At 73.3% G+C, this 16,858-nt stretch carries 19 protein-coding genes; 9 read left to right on the top strand and 10 right to left on the bottom strand.

Annotation, left to right across the window (positions count from 1 at the left end; genetic code table 11):
- Nucleotides 1–104: 104 nt before the first annotated feature.
- A complete protein-coding gene (locus tag JOD51_RS03220) occupies nucleotides 105–1,646 on the bottom strand; it encodes an MFS transporter (protein ID WP_204607010.1) in 1,542 nt (513 codons plus the stop codon).
- Nucleotides 1,647–1,779: 133 nt separating this feature from the next.
- Nucleotides 1,780–2,094 (bottom strand): helix-turn-helix domain-containing protein, encoded by a 315-nt coding sequence (locus JOD51_RS03215; protein ID WP_204607009.1) that lies wholly within the window; start codon nucleotides 2,092–2,094, stop codon nucleotides 1,780–1,782.
- Between the two features lie 49 nt (nucleotides 2,095–2,143).
- Between JOD51_RS03215 and map the strand changes: the two genes are divergently transcribed.
- Nucleotides 2,144–2,929 (top strand): type I methionyl aminopeptidase, encoded by a 786-nt coding sequence (map, locus tag JOD51_RS03210; protein ID WP_204607008.1) that lies wholly within the window; start codon nucleotides 2,144–2,146, stop codon nucleotides 2,927–2,929.
- Nucleotides 2,930–3,172: 243 nt separating this feature from the next.
- Here map and JOD51_RS03205 read toward each other — a convergent pair whose 3' ends face one another.
- A complete protein-coding gene (locus JOD51_RS03205; protein ID WP_204607007.1) occupies nucleotides 3,173–3,694 on the bottom strand; it encodes a GNAT family N-acetyltransferase in 522 nt (173 codons plus the stop codon).
- Nucleotides 3,695–3,783: 89 nt separating this feature from the next.
- On the opposite strand from JOD51_RS03205, the gene JOD51_RS03200 reads away from it, so the two are divergent.
- The 4 genes from JOD51_RS03200 (at nucleotide 3,784) to JOD51_RS03185 (ending at nucleotide 6,540) form a co-directional block, all read left to right on the top strand.
- Nucleotides 3,784–4,596 (top strand): LamB/YcsF family protein, encoded by an 813-nt coding sequence (locus JOD51_RS03200; protein ID WP_204607006.1) that lies wholly within the window; start codon nucleotides 3,784–3,786, stop codon nucleotides 4,594–4,596.
- A complete protein-coding gene (locus tag JOD51_RS03195; protein ID WP_204607005.1) occupies nucleotides 4,593–5,243 on the top strand; it encodes a 5-oxoprolinase subunit B family protein in 651 nt (216 codons plus the stop codon). The genes JOD51_RS03200 and JOD51_RS03195 overlap by 4 nt, the downstream gene beginning before the upstream one ends.
- Nucleotides 5,240–6,139, top strand: coding sequence for a 5-oxoprolinase subunit C family protein (locus JOD51_RS03190; RefSeq protein WP_204607004.1), 900 nt, complete (start codon nucleotides 5,240–5,242; stop codon nucleotides 6,137–6,139). Before JOD51_RS03195 ends, JOD51_RS03190 begins: the two co-directional genes overlap by 4 nt.
- A gap of 98 nt (nucleotides 6,140–6,237) precedes the next feature.
- Complete coding sequence (locus tag JOD51_RS03185; protein WP_204607003.1) at nucleotides 6,238–6,540, top strand: putative quinol monooxygenase; 303 nt, start codon at nucleotides 6,238–6,240, stop codon at nucleotides 6,538–6,540.
- Between the two features lie 82 nt (nucleotides 6,541–6,622).
- Here JOD51_RS03185 and JOD51_RS03180 read toward each other — a convergent pair whose 3' ends face one another.
- The 3 genes from JOD51_RS03180 to JOD51_RS03170 are packed head-to-tail and all read right to left on the bottom strand — an operon-like array spanning nucleotide 6,623 to nucleotide 9,481.
- Nucleotides 6,623–7,729, bottom strand: a complete 1,107-nt coding sequence (locus JOD51_RS03180) for a DUF2891 family protein (protein ID WP_204607002.1) — start codon at nucleotides 7,727–7,729, stop codon at nucleotides 6,623–6,625.
- Nucleotides 7,716–8,786, bottom strand: coding sequence for a DUF979 domain-containing protein (locus JOD51_RS03175; RefSeq protein ID WP_204607001.1), 1,071 nt, complete (start codon nucleotides 8,784–8,786; stop codon nucleotides 7,716–7,718). Before JOD51_RS03175 ends, JOD51_RS03180 begins: the two co-directional genes overlap by 14 nt.
- Nucleotides 8,783–9,481, bottom strand: a complete 699-nt coding sequence (locus JOD51_RS03170) for a DUF969 domain-containing protein (protein ID WP_204607000.1) — start codon at nucleotides 9,479–9,481, stop codon at nucleotides 8,783–8,785. Before JOD51_RS03170 ends, JOD51_RS03175 begins: the two co-directional genes overlap by 4 nt.
- Before the next feature lie 106 nt (nucleotides 9,482–9,587).
- On the opposite strand from JOD51_RS03170, the gene JOD51_RS03165 reads away from it, so the two are divergent.
- Complete coding sequence (locus JOD51_RS03165) at nucleotides 9,588–10,232, top strand: GntR family transcriptional regulator (RefSeq protein WP_204606999.1); 645 nt, start codon at nucleotides 9,588–9,590, stop codon at nucleotides 10,230–10,232.
- Nucleotides 10,233–10,378: 146 nt separating this feature from the next.
- Entirely contained in the window at nucleotides 10,379–10,630 is a 252-nt protein-coding gene (locus JOD51_RS03160) for a hypothetical protein (RefSeq protein WP_204606998.1), read from the top strand.
- A 10-nt stretch (nucleotides 10,631–10,640) separates the two neighbouring features.
- Here the strand turns inward: JOD51_RS03160 and JOD51_RS03155 are convergent, their stop codons facing one another.
- Complete coding sequence (locus JOD51_RS03155) at nucleotides 10,641–10,991, bottom strand: hypothetical protein (protein WP_204606997.1); 351 nt, start codon at nucleotides 10,989–10,991, stop codon at nucleotides 10,641–10,643.
- A 219-nt stretch (nucleotides 10,992–11,210) separates the two neighbouring features.
- Between JOD51_RS03155 and JOD51_RS03150 the strand changes: the two genes are divergently transcribed.
- Nucleotides 11,211–12,782 carry a phospholipase D-like domain-containing protein gene (locus JOD51_RS03150; protein ID WP_204606996.1) on the top strand — a complete coding sequence of 524 codons (1,572 nt, stop codon included), beginning with the start codon at nucleotides 11,211–11,213 and terminating at the stop codon, nucleotides 12,780–12,782.
- Nucleotides 12,783–12,885: 103 nt separating this feature from the next.
- On the opposite strand, the gene JOD51_RS03145 is transcribed toward JOD51_RS03150, so the two are convergent.
- The 3 genes from JOD51_RS03145 to JOD51_RS03135 all read right to left on the bottom strand — a co-directional run bounded on the left by JOD51_RS03145 (nucleotide 12,886) and on the right by JOD51_RS03135 (nucleotide 16,048).
- Nucleotides 12,886–13,704: an SDR family oxidoreductase gene (locus JOD51_RS03145; protein ID WP_204606995.1), complete on the bottom strand. Its 819-nt coding sequence runs from the start codon at nucleotides 13,702–13,704 to the stop codon at nucleotides 12,886–12,888.
- Between the two features lie 78 nt (nucleotides 13,705–13,782).
- A complete protein-coding gene (locus JOD51_RS03140; RefSeq protein WP_204606994.1) occupies nucleotides 13,783–15,387 on the bottom strand; it encodes an MFS transporter in 1,605 nt (534 codons plus the stop codon).
- A gap of 100 nt (nucleotides 15,388–15,487) precedes the next feature.
- Entirely contained in the window at nucleotides 15,488–16,048 is a 561-nt protein-coding gene (locus tag JOD51_RS03135; protein ID WP_204606993.1) for an MOSC domain-containing protein, read from the bottom strand.
- Nucleotides 16,049–16,156: 108 nt separating this feature from the next.
- Between JOD51_RS03135 and JOD51_RS03130 the strand changes: the two genes are divergently transcribed.
- On the top strand, nucleotides 16,157–16,834 hold the full coding sequence (locus JOD51_RS03130) for an NUDIX hydrolase (RefSeq protein ID WP_372377571.1): 678 nt from the start codon (nucleotides 16,157–16,159) through the stop codon (nucleotides 16,832–16,834).
- Nucleotides 16,835–16,858 lie beyond the last annotated feature (24 nt).

Here is a 16,858-nt window from a genome sequence, read left to right as displayed (position 1 = left end):
GGGCTCGCAGGCGGGAGCCTGCCCCGGACGGACGGGAGGCCCGTGGCGGATCCGCCACGGGCCTCCCGTCCGTCAGCCGGTCACCACCCGGACCGGCGTCTCGTTCAGGCGTGCCCTGCCGACGCCTCGACGGTCTCCTCGAGCACCTCGGCCGGCGCGTGCGTCGACCGGGTCCGGACGAACACGGCGGCGAGCACGGCGACGACCACCGCGACCACACCGGCCACGACGAACGCGGTGTGCAGGCCGCCGAGGAAGGCGTCCCGGGCGGCAGCCGACGCCGCGGCACCGAGGCCGTCCGGCACGATCCCCTGCACCAGGCCCTGCCGTGCAGCCGTGCCCAGCCCGAGGCCCGCCGTGCCGGAGAGCACCCCGGCGCTGACGACGGCGGAGAGCACCGACGTGCCGAGCGCCCCGCCGAGCTGGAGTGCGGTCGCCTGGAACCCTCCGGCGACACCCGCGAGCTGGACCGGGGCGCCGCCGACGACGGCCTCCGCCCCGGCGGTCATCGTGAAGCCCGCGCCCAGGGCGAAGACGACGAACGGGATGGCCATGCCGATGTAGGGCGAGTCCTGGGTGGTGCCGGTGAGCAGGAACAGGGCGACGCCGACCATGAGCAGGCCGATGGTCAGGGTGCGCCGGATGCCGAGCTTGCCGACCAGGGCGGCGCCGATCGGTGACGCGATGATCGAGACACCGCTCAGCGGCAGCTGCATGAGGCCCGCCTGCAGCCCGGTCACCCCGCGGAGGTTGAGCATGTAGAGGGAGAGGAAGAACGTCACGCCGAGCATGGCGAAGAAGTTCGCACCGACCGCCAGACCGCCGATCGACAGCGACGAGGACCGGAACAGCGACATCGGCAGCAGCGGATCGATGACCCGCAGTTCGACGACGACGAACACCACCAGGAGCACCACACCGGCGAGCAGCACACCGAGGGTCAGCGGGCTCGTCCAGCCCCACGACTCGGACTGCACGACGGCGAGGACGATGCCGAACAGGCCGAGAGCGAGCAACACCACGCCGGGGACGTCGAAGCGTCCGCGGTGCGGGGCGGTCGACTCGCGGAGGACCAGGCCGCCGATCACCAGGCCGATGACGGCGATCGGGGCGTTCACGAAGAACACCGACTCCCAGCCGAGCGACGCGACGAGGACCCCGGCGACGATCGGTCCGGCGGCGATGGCGACCGAGGACGCCCCGCCCCAGACACCGACGGCGACGCCGAACTTCTCCTTCGGGAAGGTCGCACGGAGCAGCGCCAGGGTCTGCGGCATGAGCAGCGCGGCGCTGAGGCCCTGCACGGCGCGGAACACGATCACGCCGGTGGCACTGCCGACCAGGCCGATGGCGACCGAGGACAGCGCGAACGCGACGACCCCGATCAGGTACATCCGGCGTCGGCCGAAGCGGTCCCCGAGCTTGCCGCCGAGGATCAGGAAGACGGCCAGTGCCAGCAGGTACGCGTTGGTGATCCACTGCAGCTGCGTGAAGGTGGTGCCGAGGTCGGCGGCGATCGCGGGGTTCGCGATCGAGACCACGGTGGCGTCGAGGCCGACCATGAACAGGCCGAAGCACACGGCGACGAGGGTGGCGATCGGGTTGCCGCGCAGGGTGCGGCGGGGTCGAGGCATGGCTGTGCCCACGGGGAGCTCCTTCGGACGACACGGATCGTGCTCCGACGGACAGGGCCGTGCGGCGAGGGGCACGAGGGGTGCGAACCGAAGGACGCGGGGGTGGCACCGACTCGGCAAGTGGTACACGAGCCGTCCGTCGACCTCACGCGACGGGCAGCCCCCTTGGTTCTGAATCCATAACGATACCAGACGTGTCGCCGATCCCGGCGTCGGATGCCGGGTCGATCTCGACCCACAGTGCGTCGAGCGACAGGCCGAGGACCCCGGCGAGCGCCGCCACCGTCGAGAACGCCGGCGTGGCGATGCGGCCCGTCTCGATCTTCCGAAGCGTCTCGGGCGACAGCCCGGCGGTGAGCGCGACGTCGAGCATCGACCGGTCACCCCGCGCCGAGCGCAGCGCGCGCCCGAGGCGGAGTCCGCGTTCGAGGTCGAGCGGCGTGAGCGGGAGACGGACCATGGTCTGATAGTAATACCGGTACAACTATCCCGACGGAAGAAGCGCCCGCATGATCGAGATCCTCACCGCGACCGAGCTGCCCCGGGCACGCGCCGCCGGCACCCTCGTCGCCGACATCCTGCACACCCTGCGCGGGCGGGCGACGGCCGGCACGAACCTGCTCGACCTCGACCGCTGGGCAGCCGAGATGATCCGCGCCGCCGGGGCGACCTCCTGCTACGTCGACTACGCGCCCTCGTTCGGACGCGGCCCGTTCGGCCACCACATCTGCACCGCGGTGAACGACGCCGTCCTGCACGGCCTGCCGCATGACCGCGTGCTGGCCGACGGGGACCTGCTCACCCTCGACCTGGCCGTCGTGCACCACGGGTACGCGGCGGACTCGGCGATCAGCTTCATCGTCGGGCCGAGCCGGCCGGCCGAGAGCGTCGCGCTCATCGAGACGACCGAACGTGCCCTCGCCGCCGGCATCGCAGCAGCCCGGCCGGGAGCACGGCTCGGCGACCTGTCGCACGCGATCGGCACGGTACTCAGCGAGGCGGGCTACCCGATCAACCTGGAGTTCGGCGGCCACGGCATCGGGTCGACGATGCACCAGGACCCGCACGTGGCGAACGACGGACGCCCGGGCCGCGGGTACGCCCTGCGGCCGGGGCTCCTCCTGGCGCTCGAGCCGTGGGTGATGGTCGACACCGACGAGCTCGTCACCGACCCGGACGGGTGGACACTCCGCAGCGCGACCGGCTGCCGGACCGCGCACAGCGAGCACACCATCGCGATCACCGAGGACGGGGCCGAGGTGCTCACGCTGCCGTCCGGCTCGGTCGCCGGGTAGCCTCGGGCGGACAGCTCGGCGTTGTTCTCGATGCAGGGCGAGCCGGTCGAGACCACGAAGCCGACCCTCACCGGCACCGACGAAGCGCTCGGCTGGTGGGTGCGCGGCACACGCTGGAGCCGGCTCGACGCGCTGGAGCCGCCGGACGGGAGGCGCGTGGCGGCCTGGCCACGGGCCTCCCGGCCGGCAGGCGGGTCGCTCGGGCGACAGGCGGGTCGCTCGGGCGGCGCGTCGTTCCGGCGCTCAGGCCGGCGTCGCCCCGTCGAGCTGCTCGACCATCTCGATCTCGGCCCGCGTCGGGTCGAGCGCGTAGGGCTCGGTGTGCCCGGTGCGCACGAAGCCGCGGCGCTCGTAGAAGGCGAGGGCTCGAGCATTGTCCTCGTGCACGTGCAGCCGGAGCGTCGTCCCGTGTCCGGCAGCCCAGCGTTCCACGGCGTCCAGGAGCGCGTCGGCCACGCCCGCATCCCGACCGCGGTGCCCCGGTGCGACGTACACGCCGACCAGCAGCGGGCCGGTCGCCGCGTCGGGCACGTAGCCGTTCATCATCCCGACCCACTCGCCCGAGGCATCGATCGCGACGAGCGAGGTGCTGCCCGGGGTCTGACCGCGACGACCCCGCGAGCGCCACTCGGCCTCGTCGTGCTGCTCGGCGTCCGCGCGGTGCTCGCCGTACGCGATGGGGGTGTCCGCGAGCATCGCCAGGCGGAGGGCGCGGACCTCCTGCCAGTCGTCCTCGGTCGTGGTCCGGATCGTCAGCTCGTCCATCTCCCGACCCTACGGCGAAGCCGGGGCCCGGCGGTGACACGGTCGGCGGCGCGCGCTAGGTTGTTGAACAATCCCGACAGGAGGTCCGCATGCCCACGATCGACCTGAACAGCGACCTCGGCGAGGGCTTCGGTGCCTGGACCGCGGGCGACGACCGCGCGATGCTCGACGTGGTGTCCAGCGCGAACATCGCGTGCGGTGCCCATGCCGGCGACCCGACGATCATGCTCGACACCTGCCGTGCCGCCGTCGAGCGGGGTGTCGCGATCGGGGCGCACGTGGCCTACCGGGACCTCGCCGGCTTCGGCCGCCGGCCCGTGCACGTCACCCCGGACGAGCTCCACGCCGACGTCGTCCACCAGCTCGGGGCCCTGACCGCTGCCGCGCACGTCGCCGGCTCACGCGTCACCTACGCCAAGCCGCACGGCGCCCTCTACAACACTGCCTGCGCGGACCCGGTGCCGGCCGAGGCGGTCGTCCGTGCGGTGGCGGACGTCGACCCGTCGCTGGCGGTCCTGGCCCTGCCCGGGTCGGAGCTGCTCCTCGCCGCGGAACGGCACGGGCTGCGCGCGGTGAGCGAGTCGTTCGCCGACCGCGCCTACGAACCCGACGGCTCCCTGGTGTCGCGCAGCCGGCCGGGTTCGGTGCTGCACGACCCGGACGAGGTCGCGGCCCGTGTGCTCCGGATGGTGACCCAGGGCGTCGCCACCGCGATCGACGGCACCGACATCAGCGTCCGCGCCGACTCGGTCTGCGTGCACGGCGACTCCCCCGACGCGGTCGCGATGGCCCGGGCGATCCGCGCACTGCTGACCGAGCACGGCATCGACGTCACGGCGTTCGCGCCGGCGTCGCCCTCGGCCGCGGCGTCGGCCGCGTCCTCGGCGGCGTCCTCGTCGTGAGCCTCGACCTCCGGTCGGCCGGCACCTCGGCGGTGCTCGCGACCTTCGACTCCCTGGCCGAGGTCGTGGCGTTCCGCGCCGGGCTGGCCGGCACGGGAACCGACGCCGCGACCGGTGCCGGCGTGACCGAGGTCGTCTCCGGCGCCCGCACACTGCTGTTCCGCTTCGACCCCGACGTGACCGACGCCGGACGGGTCCGCTCCCTGCTGTCCGAGGTCCGTCCCTCCCGTCCCGCCGACGACGACGGCCAGCAGCGCGCCCCCGTCGTCGTCCCGGTCACCTACGACGGCGCGGACCTCGACGCCGTCGGCGCCCTGACCGGCATGAGCCGCGACGACCTCGTCGGGTGGCACACCGGGCAGGTGTGGACGAGCGCGTTCTGCGGCTTCGCCCCCGGCTTCAGCTACCTGACGGGCACCGCGCCGTCGCTCGACCTGCCGCGCCGCGACACCTCGCGCACCGCGGTGCCGAGCGGCGCGGTCGCCCTGGCCGGCGAGTTCAGCGCGGTGTACCCGCGGACCTCGCCCGGCGGCTGGCAGCTGATCGGGCGGACCGACGTGCCGATGTGGTCGCTCGACCGCACCCCGCCGGCCCTCGCCCCGGCCGGGGTCCGCCTGCGCTTCGTCGACGCCGAGGCCCCGTCGTGAGCACCCTGACCGTCGTGCAGGTCGGGTACGGCGTGACGACGCAGGACCTCGGCCGTCCCGGCCTCAGCGACATGGGGCTCGGTGCCGCCGGGGCGGCGGACCGGGGCTCGGCCGCGCTGGCGAACCGGATGGTCGGCAACCGTCCCGACGCGGCCGTCCTGGAGGCCCTCCTCGGCTCCGTCACGCTCCGCACCGACGCACACACGGTCGCCGCCGTCACCGGTGCACCGTGCCCGGTGTCGATCGAACGGGCGGACGGGCGGGTGCGCGGGGCCGCCGCGTACGAGGTGCTCCTGCTCGAGCCCGGCGACACCCTCCACGTCGGGCTGCCCGAGGACCGGCTCCGCGCCTACGTCGCCGTCCGTGGCGGCATCGCCGTCGACCCGGTGCTCGGCAGCCGGTCGTGGGACTCGCTCGCGCAGCTCGGCCCCGAGCCGCTGTCCGCCGGGGACGTGCTGCCGATCGGGTCGCCCGGGCATGGGCCCGACGCCGGTCTGTGGCCGGTCGTCGATGCGGTGCCGCCGCCGCTCCTGCCGTGGCCCGGAGACCCGGTGCTGCTCGACGTGGTGCCCGGCCCCCGTGACGACTGGTTCACCCCGGAGTGGCGGACGACCCTGACCGGGCAGGATTTCCACGTCAGCCCGGACAGCGACCGCGTCGGGGTCCGCACCACCGCCACCACTCCCCTGGTCCGCGCGGTCGCCGGCGAGCTCCCCAGCGAGGGCGTCGAGACCGGGTCGCTGCAGGTGCCGCCGGCCGGGTCCCCGGTGCTGTTCCTGGCGGACCACCCGGTCACCGGCGGGTACCCGGTCGTGGCCGTCCTGACGCCGGAGTCGGTCGACCGTGCCGCGCAGCTCCGCCCGGGCGACACGCTGCGCTTCCGCACCGTCCGCTGAACGCGCTGGGCACGGCGCCGGAACAACGACCCGGCGGCGGTGGTTGGCGTCACCGGACACCGTCAGCGGACGGGGCCCGACGACGAAAGGTGCACACCATGACGATGACCGTCTTCCTCGAGGTCCAGATCCGTGACGACGTCGCAGCCGACACGGTCGAGGCCGCGATCCGCGAGACCCTGGCCCAGACCGCAGCCCGGCAGGGGAACGAGTCACTCGAGGTCCTGGTCGACGACGAGGACCCGACGCGCATGGTCGTCCTCGAGCGCTGGACCACCGCCGAGGACCACGACGCGTACGTCGCCTGGCGCGCCACCCCCGAGGGCGCCGCGGAAGCGCTCGGCGCCGTCCTCGCCGCCCCGCCCGTCACGAAGACCTTCGGCCGCACGATCTCCCTGTAGCCCTCGCAAAACGCAACGTCGGCGGCGCTGCGCAGCGGAATACCGCTGCGAGGAACCGCCGACGTTGCGTTTTGCGGGGCGTTCAGGCGTGCTCGCGTGCCTCCATGGCGTCCCAGGCAAAGCTCGCCAGCCAGTGGGTGGAGTAGTACTCCTCGCCGACACTGGCCTCGAGGCCCGAGGCGAGCAGCCGGTCGGCCGCGCCGTCCAGCAGGTCCGCGAGTGCGGTGTCCTCGGGGTCGGCCGCACGCAGGGCGTCCGCGATGCGCCGCGCCGAACCGGCCCGCGACAGGTCGAGCCCGAAGAGGTGCACCTGCTGCGGGTCGTTCTCGTCGCGGACCGTCGTCGGGGTGAGGACCGCGTCACCGGCGGCGACCTCGGCGAAGAACGCCCGAGCCCACGGGCCGAACTCGGCGGCGGGCAGCACCGCGCGCATCAGGTCGGCCTCGGCGAGCCCGGCGGACAGGAAGTCGTGCCCGCTGCGCTCCCACGCGAACGGCCATCCGGCGTCGTCACCGAACCACTCCCGCGCAGCACGGGACACCGTCGCCACCAGGTCGTCGCGCCCGAGTGACCGGGCACCGTCGAGCACGAGCAGCAGTCCGAACGCCGAGTTCGCGTGCGCCCCGTGCCGGACCGGGTGCGCGGCGCCGTCGACCCAGCGGGTGACCAGGTCCTCGAGCACGTCGACGACCGGCACGAACCCGGGTGCGAGTGCGCGGATCGCGGGGACCTCCGACGCGGACACCTCGGCGGCGAGCCGCATCAGCCACGCCCAGCCGTACGGGCGCTCGTAGTGCGGGGTCGCGCGGAGGTACGCGGCCTCGATGGCCAGGTGCTCCGTCGTCAGGTGAGCCTGCAGGACCGCGGTGATCCGGGCCTCCAGGTCGGCCGGTACCCCGAACGCCAGCAGGCGGGTGGCGAGCCAGTGCATGTGCACGGACGAGTGCCAGTCGTAGGACGTCGCGAAGGCGGGGTGCAGCTCGACGGGCAGCGCGCGGTCGTCCGGACCCGCGGTGGCGTGGTGCGCGGCGTACGGGTACTCGCGGGTGACGTTGTCGAGCGCGACGGCCGCGAAGCCCGGCGCCCAGGCGGCACGGCCGAGGTCCGGCGACGACGGCGCTGGCGCTGGCGACGACGGCGACGACGGCGACGACGGCGACCCGACGGGGGCGGGGTCAGAATGCGACAAGGTACATCACTCCCATGTTGACGACGAGCAGGATCCCGGCGGTCGGGATCTGTGCCTTGATCGGTCCGTACTTGTCCCGCATCTCGAGCAGGGCGGCGGGCACGAGGTTGAAGTTCGCGGCCATCGGGGTGACCAGGGTGCCGCAGAAGCCGGCCAGCATGCCGATCGCGAAGATCGCGGCCGGGTTGCCGTCGAAGCCCTGCACCAGCACCGGCCAACCGATCGCGGCCGTCATGATCGGGAACGCGGCGAACGCGTTGCCCATGATCACCGTGAACAGCGCCATGCCGAGGCAGTAGACGACGACCGCGGCGAGCAGTGAGCCGTCGGGCAGGACGGCCTTGATGATCGTGCCGACGGCGGACCCGACCCCGGCCTGGGTGAAGACGATGCCGAGCGTCGAGAGCATCTGCGGCAGCAGCGCGGCCCAGCCGATCGCCTGCAGCAGGCGGGCGCCCTCGCGCACGGGGGTGTCGAGACGCGGCGGGCGGAGCACGAGGACGGCGACGACGACGGCGAGCACCGACCCGATGCCGAGCCCGGTCAGGGTCGCGCTGCCCTCGGCGAGCAGCGGCTTCCCGCCGACGTGGACGAGGGGGCCGAGGGTGGCGACGAGCACCGCGACGACGGGGATCACCAGCGCAGGGATGAACAGCCGGTTGCCGAACCGCTTCGCGAAGCCCGCGCGCTCGTCCGGGCTGGTGGTCGCGAGGACGCTCGTGCTGGAGCTCGGTCGGGTGGTCACCGCGGTGGGCTCGGCCGGACCGGTCGCCGATCCGACGCCGGCACCCGGGACGCTGGCGACGCGGGTGCGGCTCGTGGTGCCGGTGAACCCGAGTCCGGCGAGCGCCACCATCACCAGGACGGCGATGCCGAGCGCCCAGGCGGGGATCGCACCGGAGACGACGAAGGTGCCGGCGAAGAAGGAGAGCCCGAGGATGCCCCAGAACGCCGCGTTGCCGACGCGCTTGGCGTGCGTGCGGTCGGTGATGATGAACACGGCGACGGCGATGAAGAACGCGCCGATGAGCCAGTAGAGCCACTCGCTGGTGATCATGCTACGACCCCCTCGGTCCGGCGGACGTCGGCCGCCATCTTGTCGAGCTTGCGGTCGAGCAGCAGCAGCCGGGTGCCGTGCACGAGCAGGGCGGCGATGCCGGTGGGGATCGCCCACAGCGCCAGGTCGATCGGCTCGAGTGTCAGCTTGTACGTCTCGTCCACGAAGGACGTGATGAGCAGGATCGACCCGACCGCGACGAAGACGTCCTCGCCGAAGAACACCCCGACGGTGTCGGACGACGCCGAGAAGCCCTTGATCTGCTCGCGCATCCGCTCGTCGATCCGGCCGTACTTCTTGATCGCCGCGCCCTCGGCCATCGGGTGCACGAGCGGGCGGACGGTCTGCGCGGGACCGCCGATGCTCGTCAGGCCGACGGCGGCGGTGACCTGCCGCACGGCCAGGTACCCGGCGAGGATGCGGCCCGTCGTGAGCTTGTCGAGCTTCGCGATGAGGCGCTTCGCCTGGTCCTGCAGCCCGTAGCGCTCGATGAGCCCGATGACCGGCAGCACGAGCGCGAAGGTCGTGACGCTGCGGCTGGACGCGAAGCCACTGCCGAACGCGGTGAGGATGCCGACGGGGTCGATCCCGCCGATGGCCGCGGTGACGATGCCTGCGACGGTGACGACGAGCAGCGCGTTGATGCGCAACGCGAACCCGATGATCACGACGGCGACGCCGATGAGGACGAACATGCGGGACAGTCTGGCCCGCATTGTTCAACAATCTCAACACCCCGGCCCGATCTGTAACACGGCGGTCACACGGGGCCGTGGTCGTCGCCTCTGCCAGGATCGGGGCATGACCCGAACCGTCAGCGGCGCAGAGTCCACCGCGGCACGTCTGCGGTCCTCGATCGCGGACGGCGGGTTCATGCCGGGGACGCAGCTGTCCGAGGAGCGTCTCAGCGACCAGCTCGGCGTCTCGCGGAACACCCTGCGCGAGGCCTTCCGGCTGCTCGCGCGCGACCGGCTCGTCGAGCACGTCTTCAACCGCGGCGTCTTCGTGCGGCGGCTCTCGGCGGAGGACGTCACGGACCTCTACGCCGCCCGACGGGTGCTCGAAGCGGCCGGCGTCCGAGCCTGCACACCGGACTCCCCCGCCCTCGCCGCCGCCTCGGCCGCGGTCACGGAGGCCCGGGTCGCCGCGGCAGCGCACGACTGGCGGGCGGTGGGCACGGCGGACATCCGCTTCCACGCCGAGCTCGTCCGCGCCGTCCCGAGCACCCGGCTGCACGGCCTGATGGACTCCCTGCTCGCCGAGATGCGACTCGCCTTCCTCACCACGGAGGACCCGGGAGCGTTCCACGGCGCGTTCGTCGAGCGCAACGAGGCGATCGTCGCGGCGCTGCGGTCCGGGGACCAGGACGGCGCCTCGGCCCTGCTGGCCGACTACCTCGACGACGCGGAGCGGACCCTGCGCGCAGCGGCGGCAGCCGCCACCTGACGGACGACGACGCCGGACGCCCGACGGCCGACGCCCGACGGCCAGGAGGCCCGGCCAACGCCCGCCCCGCCCGGCCCGCCCGCCCCGCTCGCTTGCGGCAGTGCCCGTGCACCGGCACGATGGTCGTCACCGACCGGAGGGGAGCCATGCGGAAGCCATCGCTGATCGTCCTCGGCCTCGCGACTGCCGGACTGCTGCTCGCACTCGACGAGCCGCTGCCCGCAGCCGTGGCGGCCCTCGCCGCACTGTGGCTGGCGGATCGGAGGCCGGTCATCGGCGACACCCCGGTCCCACCCGAGGCCGCCGCCGGCGTCGACGTCCGCGCCGTCCGTCAGTACCGGGAAGAGCACCCGGGTGCCACGATCACCGAGGCGGTGGCCGCCACCACCCGCCGCTGACGCGGCGAGCTCACTCCGCCGCCGGCGGCCCCGTCTCGCCGTCGCCCTCGGTCAGGTCCGACCGGGTGTCCGCGTGGATGACGGTGTCGTGCCCGAACGTCCGGGCAGCGGCACGGAGCCGGGCGACGAACTCGTCGTTCTCGAGCTCGAGTGCGTCCTCGTCGGCGTCCTCGACGACGACCTCGCTCGTCGGCCCGATGAGGATCTTCGTGGTCGTCATGGTCCCGTCCTCGGCGACGGCGGGCACGGCCACGGTGTCGGCCCGGTCGCCGCCGGAGAGCGCCGCCGCGTACTCGATGACGGCGTCGGCGACGTCGTCGCTGGTCAGGATCGCGGTGTTGTCGTACCGGATGGTCTTCATCAGGGTTGCTCCTCTCGCACTCGCCATCCTGGCCCGGACCGCCGACGGGCTGCTCAGATGGTCCGCGAACCGCGAGACGGCCGGTGCCAGCGGCGTCGCCGCCGGACGGGAGGCGCGGTGCGGGCCCGCCACGGGCCTCCCGTCCGGCCGCGTGAGGACCCGCACAGTCCTGGCGGGGCGGGCCGTCCCGCGGACGGGCGCGGCCCGTATCCTTCGACCGTGCCCACCGATGCGCGTCACTGGTTCCTCGCCCGCGACGAACGCGGCAACACCGCGACCGAGGTGCACGCCGGCGGTGGGGACGGGCCGGCGTGGTCGGAGGGCAACCTCGTCCGTCCGCTGGTGCACGGGGCGTCGTACTTCGCCCGCATCGAGGCGGAGCTGTCGGCACTGCGGCCCGGCGACCGGGTCTGGTTCACCGACTGGCGCGGCGACGCCGACGAGCGGCTGTCGCCCGACGGGCCGACGGTCGGCGACCTGCTGGCCGACCGGGCACGTGCCGGGGTGGAGGTCCGCGGCCTCATCTGGCGCTCCCACGGCGAGCGGATCTCGGCGTCCCTCAGCGCGAAGGCGAACGAGCTGCTCGGACGCAAGATCAACGACGCAGGTGGCGAGGTCCTGCTCGACCAGCGCGTCCGGCTCTTCGGCTCGCACCACCAGAAGTTCTTCGTCATCCAGCACCGTGACGACCCGTCGCGGGACGTCGCCTACGTCGGCGGCATCGACCTGTGCCACAGCCGCCGTGACGACGCCCGGCACGAGGGCGACCCGCAGGCGATCTCGATGGACTCCCGGTACGGCGAGCGCCCCGCGTGGCACGACGCGTCGATGGAGCTCCGCGGCCCGGTCGTCGCCGACGTCCTCGCCGTGTTCGCCGAGCGGTGGGACGACCCGCACCCGCTGGACCGCAGCCTGCCGTACCGGATGCTGCTGCAGCGCCTGGTCCGGATGCCCCGCCACCCCGAGCCGCTGCCGGAGCGGACCCCCGCCCCGCCGGTCGCGGGCGGGCACGCGGTCCAGCTCCTCCGCACGTACGGAGTGAAGCACCCGCCGTTCCCGTTCGCGCCGGCGGGTGAGCGGAGCATCGCGCGGGCGTACGGCAAGGCGTTCCGGACGGCACGGTCCCTGATCTGCATCGAGGACCAGTACCTGTGGTCCCGCCAGGTCGCGACCGGCATCGCCGAGGCCCTGGAACGGAACCCCGAGCTGCGGGTGATCGTCCTGGTGCCGCGGTACCCGAACTCCGACGGCGTGCTGAGCGGTCCCCCGAGTCGCCTGGGGCAGATCGACGCGGTGACGACCCTCCGTCGGACGGCCCCGGACCGCGTCGGCGTCTTCGACCTGGAGCACGAGTCCGGCCGGCCGATCTACATCCACGCGAAGGTCTGCATCGTCGACGACGAGTGGTTCACGATCGGGTCCGACAACTTCAACCGCCGATCGTGGACGACCGACAGCGAGCTGACCGCCGCGGTCGTCGACACCACCGACGGCTCGCTCGCCCGCGACCTGCGGCACGAACTGTGGGCGGAACACCTGGCGACGACGCCCGACGACCCGCGGCTCGACGGCACCGGTGCCGAACTCCTCGCCCTGTGGCGCACGCACGCCCGAGCGCTCGACCACTGGCACGAGGACGGCCAGCCCGGACCCCGGCCGCCGGGTCGGATCCGCCGGCACGAGCCGGAACCGGTGTCGGCGCTGCAACGGCTGTGGGCGGCACCGGCGGCGAAGCTCGCCGTCGACCCCGACGGGCGGCCGCGGGGGCTGCGGGGCACGACCCGGTTCTGACGGCCGCGCACGGACGGACGGGAGGCGCGGTGCCAGCTGGCACCGCGCCTCCCGTCCGTATGCCCCGGGTCCGTCTGCTCCGGTCCGTCTGCCCCGGCGCTGACTACGCGCCGTGCGCCTCCTCGGCGACCGGCTGCCACTCGCGCCAGGTCGCGAGGCGGGACTCGTAGTCCTTCTCCGCGATGCCGAGCGGCGCCTTGCCGAAGAAGACGCGCAGCGGCGGCTGGTCGGCGTCGACGACCCGGAGGATCGCGCTCCGGGTCGCCTCGGGCTTGCCGGGGTCGGCTGCGGAGGGACGCTTGGACGCTGCCTCGCGGACGTCGGCGTAGGCCGGCAGCTGCTCGCTGTGCTTCGAGGACGGGCCGGACCAGTCGGTGGAGAACCCGCCGGGCTCGATCAGGGTGACGTGGATGCCGAAGCCGGCGACCTCCTGCGACAGCGACTGCGACAGCCCCTCGAGCGCCCACTTCGACGCGTGGTAGGCGCCGACGGTCGGGAACGCGCTGATGCCGCCGATGCTCGACACCTGGATGACGTGCCCCGAGCCCTGCTCGCGCATGATCGGCAGGGCCGCCTGGGTGACCCAGACCGCGCCGAACAGGTTGGTCTCGAGCTGCGCGCGGAGTTCGTCCTCGGTGAGCTCCTCGACCATGCCGAAGTGTCCGAACCCGGCGTTGTTGACGACGACGTCGAGCGAGCCGAAGTGCTCGGCAGCCTGCTGCACCGCGGCGAAGTCGGCGGCCCGGTCGGTGACGTCGAGCCGGAGCCCGAGGAACCTGTCCGGGTACTGCTCGACGAGGTCCTGGACGTCGTCGGTGTTGCGGGCGGTGCCGGCGACGGAGTCACCGCGTTCGAGTGCGGCTTCCGCCCACTCGCGGCCGAAGCCCTTGGATGCTCCGGTGATGAACCAGGTCTTGCTCATGTGTCCTCCTGTGGTTGCCGCGTCCCAGCCAACGCCGTGGCCGGTCCGCGGGGACGGATGTTCGCGGTGGGCGAGGTGTCAGACCGAGGCTTCGGTGTGCCGCACCTTGCCGACGACGACGTCGACGATCGCGGCGAGCAGCGCGGCGCCGACGAACGCGAGGGACACGCCCAACCCGAGCGGCAGGCCCTGTGCGTAGTCGCCGCGCGAGCTGGCGAGCGTCGAGTAGAAGACACTGCCGACCGCGGCGATCCCGACCGCCGAGCCGACGCGCGCGCCGACCTGGATGAGCCCTCCGGCCGAGCCGCCCTGTTCGACGGGCACCTCGGACAGGGTGAGGGTCTGGTTCGGCGAGATCGTCAGACCGGAGCCGATGCCGCTGACGAGCAACGGCAGGACGAGCCACCAGCCCAGGTCCCGCTCGAAGTGGTTCGCGACGACCCAGACGACGACGCCCAGGCCGATGAGCACCAGGATCGTGCCGATGACGATCAGCTGCCGGCCGAAGCGGTGCACGATCCGGCCACCCAGTGTCGAGGCGACACCGGACCCGATCGCGAACGGCACGGTCGCCAGGCCCGCGGTCAGCGCCGAGTAGTGCAGCCCGGACTGCAGGGCGAGGGTCAGGACGAAGAACAGCGGGGTGAAGCCGGCGAAGTACACCGTCGCCAGGCCGACACCGAGCGAGAACGACCGGCGGCGGAACAGTCGCAGGTCGACCACGGGCTCCTTCGTCCGCTGGTACCGACGCTCCCACAGCACGAACAGGACGGCGAACACGACGGCGACGACGATCAGCCACCACTTCGTGCTGCCCTTCCACACCTGCGACTGCACGAACGGCAGCAGCAGGGCGACGACCGCGGCACCCAGCAGGACGATCCCGACCGGGTCGAAGTCGTGCTTCTTCCCCTGCTCGGCACCCGAGGGCGCCGGCAGGTAGCGGAAGGCCAGGAGGATCGTGACGAGTCCCACGGGCAGGTTCACGAAGAAGACGAACCGCCACCCGTTCTCGGTGCCGAAGGCCGTGATGAGCAGGCCGCCGATCAGCGGGCCGATGGCGGTCGCGATGCCGACGGTGGCGCCGAACAGGCCGAACGCCTTCCCACGCTCGCGGCCGCGGAAGAGCTGCTGGATGAGCGCGGTCACCTGCGGGGTGAGCAGACCGCCCGCCAGACCCTGCACCAGGCGGGCGATCACCAGGACGATGCCGTTCGGGGCGAAGCCGCAGAGGGCGCTGGCGAGGGTGAACAGGCCGACGCCGATGACGAACATCCGCCGCCGTCCGGTCGCGTCACCGAGGCGCCCGCCGGGGACGAGGAGCAGGCCGAACGACAGGGCGTACCCGGAGAGGATCCACTGGACCGCCTCGGGCGTCGTGCCCGGCAGGCCGGTCGAGATCGACTGCAGGGCGACGTTGACGATCGACACGTCGAGCAGCACGATGCCACCGCCGAGCAGGCAGATGACGAGCGCCTTCCACCGGTTCGGATCCGGCTGGTCGCCGTCCGGCTGCGCTGCCCGGTCGGACTGGGCTGCGGGGTCCGGCTTCACTGCCTGTTCCGGCTTCGTGGCGGGGTCGTGCTGGCTCGATCCGTCGGCGGCCTCAGCGTGGTGGGCCGGGTGGTGCGCGACGGTGGGAGCCGCATCGGGCTCGACGGGTCTGCGGTGTTCAGCTGTCATGGCCACTTCACGCTAGGCTCGCCGACCCCCGGGGCCGGTCACGATCCTCCCGTCCCCGCACGGCAGTGTGAGGGAACGCACAGCCTCCGCGCGCCGAGGCTCACACCGGGCTGAGCGGCTCCAGCTCGCCCGCGGGCAGCTCGACGCGCACCGCGTCGCCCGGGCGCACGACGCCGCCGGCCACGACGACACCCATCACGCCGCCCTTCCGCGAGACCGACCCGTCCGCGGCGCGGCCGAGCACCTCGCGGAGCAGCCCCGGCTCGAAGTCGTTGATCTGCTGGCACGGGTTCCGGAGGCCCGTGAGCCGCACGCAGGCGCCCTCCCCCAGGTGGAGCAGCGCCCCGGTCGGCAGCCCGAGCAGGTCGACCCCGCGCGTGGTGACGTTCTCGCCGAGCAGCCCGGGCCGGACGGAGTGGCCGGCGGCCTCGAGCTCGTCGAAGAGCTCGGCGTGGATCAGGTGCACCTGCCGCAGGTTCGGCTGCGACGGGTCCCGGGCGACGCGGGAGCGGTGCTGCACGGTGGTGCCGGCGTGCGCGTCACCCTCGACGCCCCAGCCCTCGACGAGCGTGACCTCGTCGACGACCGGCTTGCTGAAGTGGTGGTCACGGTCGCGGCTGACGGCCACGACCTCGGATCGGCCTGTTCCCTGGTTCCCCATGACGCGAGTCTCGTGCACCGACCCCGCTGTCGGCAACGGTCGAGATGCCTAGGCTGGCGGGGTGGTCCCGCCCTGCACGTCGTCCGTCCGCCCCGACCGGCACCCGTGGTGACCGCCCGCGATCAGCTCGCGGCCGCCGTCGCCCCGGGAGCCGCACCACTCGTGACCGGGATGCCGTCCGCTCCGACGCCACGGCAGGCGGCGGTCCTCATGCTGTTCGGCCCGCTCGACGACGTGCCGAGCGACCGTCCGGCACGATCTGCCGACGTCCCGCGGGACCTGGACGTGCTCCTGCTCGCCCGCGCCAGCACCCTGCGCTCCCACGCCGGCGAGGTCGCGTTCCCCGGTGGACGTGTCGACCCCGGTGACGCGGACGTGGTCGCCGCGGCACTCCGGGAGGCCCGTGAGGAGACCGGCCTGGACCTGACGGGCGTCGACGTGCTCGGCTCTGCGCCGCCGGTGCCGCTCGCCCACTCGCGGCACCTGGTGACGCCGGTCCTCGGCTGGTGGCGTGCGCCGTCGCCGGTCCGGGTGGTGGACGTCGCCGAGTCGGCAGCGGTCTTCCGCGCCCCGGTCGCCGACCTGCTCGACCCGGCGAACCGCGGCATCACGGAGTTCCGTCGTGAGGGCCAGACGTGGCGCGGGCCGGCGTTCACCGTCCGGGCCGATTCCGGGTCGTTCGTCGTGTGGGGCTTCACCGCGACGCTGCTCGACGGGCTGTTCGACCTGGTCGGGTGGACCGAGCCGTGGGACCACGAGCGGGTGGTGGCCATCCCCGGACAGTGAACACAGGCCCGGGCAGTGCGCGCC

This window comes from Curtobacterium herbarum, assembly GCF_016907335.1.
Taxonomy (GTDB): domain Bacteria; phylum Actinomycetota; class Actinomycetes; order Actinomycetales; family Microbacteriaceae; genus Curtobacterium; species Curtobacterium herbarum.
This window is presented reverse-complemented; position numbering and strand designations above follow the sequence as displayed.

Coding starts and splice junctions, on each gene's coding strand:
- JOD51_RS03140 (WP_204606994.1), bottom strand. CDS start 15,387: ATGACAGCTGAACACCGCAGACCCGTCGAGCCCGATGCGGCTCCCACC.
- JOD51_RS03160 (WP_204606998.1), top strand. CDS start 10,379: ATGCGGAAGCCATCGCTGATCGTCCTCGGCCTCGCGACTGCCGGACTG.
- JOD51_RS03165 (WP_204606999.1), top strand. CDS start 9,588: ATGACCCGAACCGTCAGCGGCGCAGAGTCCACCGCGGCACGTCTGCGG.
- JOD51_RS03175 (WP_204607001.1), bottom strand. CDS start 8,786: ATGATCACCAGCGAGTGGCTCTACTGGCTCATCGGCGCGTTCTTCATC.
- JOD51_RS03185 (WP_204607003.1), top strand. CDS start 6,238: ATGACGATGACCGTCTTCCTCGAGGTCCAGATCCGTGACGACGTCGCA.
- JOD51_RS03135 (WP_204606993.1), bottom strand. CDS start 16,048: ATGGGGAACCAGGGAACAGGCCGATCCGAGGTCGTGGCCGTCAGCCGC.
- JOD51_RS03200 (WP_204607006.1), top strand. CDS start 3,784: ATGCCCACGATCGACCTGAACAGCGACCTCGGCGAGGGCTTCGGTGCC.
- JOD51_RS03170 (WP_204607000.1), bottom strand. CDS start 9,481: ATGTTCGTCCTCATCGGCGTCGCCGTCGTGATCATCGGGTTCGCGTTG.
- JOD51_RS03145 (WP_204606995.1), bottom strand. CDS start 13,704: ATGAGCAAGACCTGGTTCATCACCGGAGCATCCAAGGGCTTCGGCCGC.
- map (WP_204607008.1), top strand. CDS start 2,144: ATGATCGAGATCCTCACCGCGACCGAGCTGCCCCGGGCACGCGCCGCC.
- JOD51_RS03205 (WP_204607007.1), bottom strand. CDS start 3,694: ATGGACGAGCTGACGATCCGGACCACGACCGAGGACGACTGGCAGGAG.
- JOD51_RS03155 (WP_204606997.1), bottom strand. CDS start 10,991: ATGAAGACCATCCGGTACGACAACACCGCGATCCTGACCAGCGACGAC.
- JOD51_RS03215 (WP_204607009.1), bottom strand. CDS start 2,094: ATGGTCCGTCTCCCGCTCACGCCGCTCGACCTCGAACGCGGACTCCGC.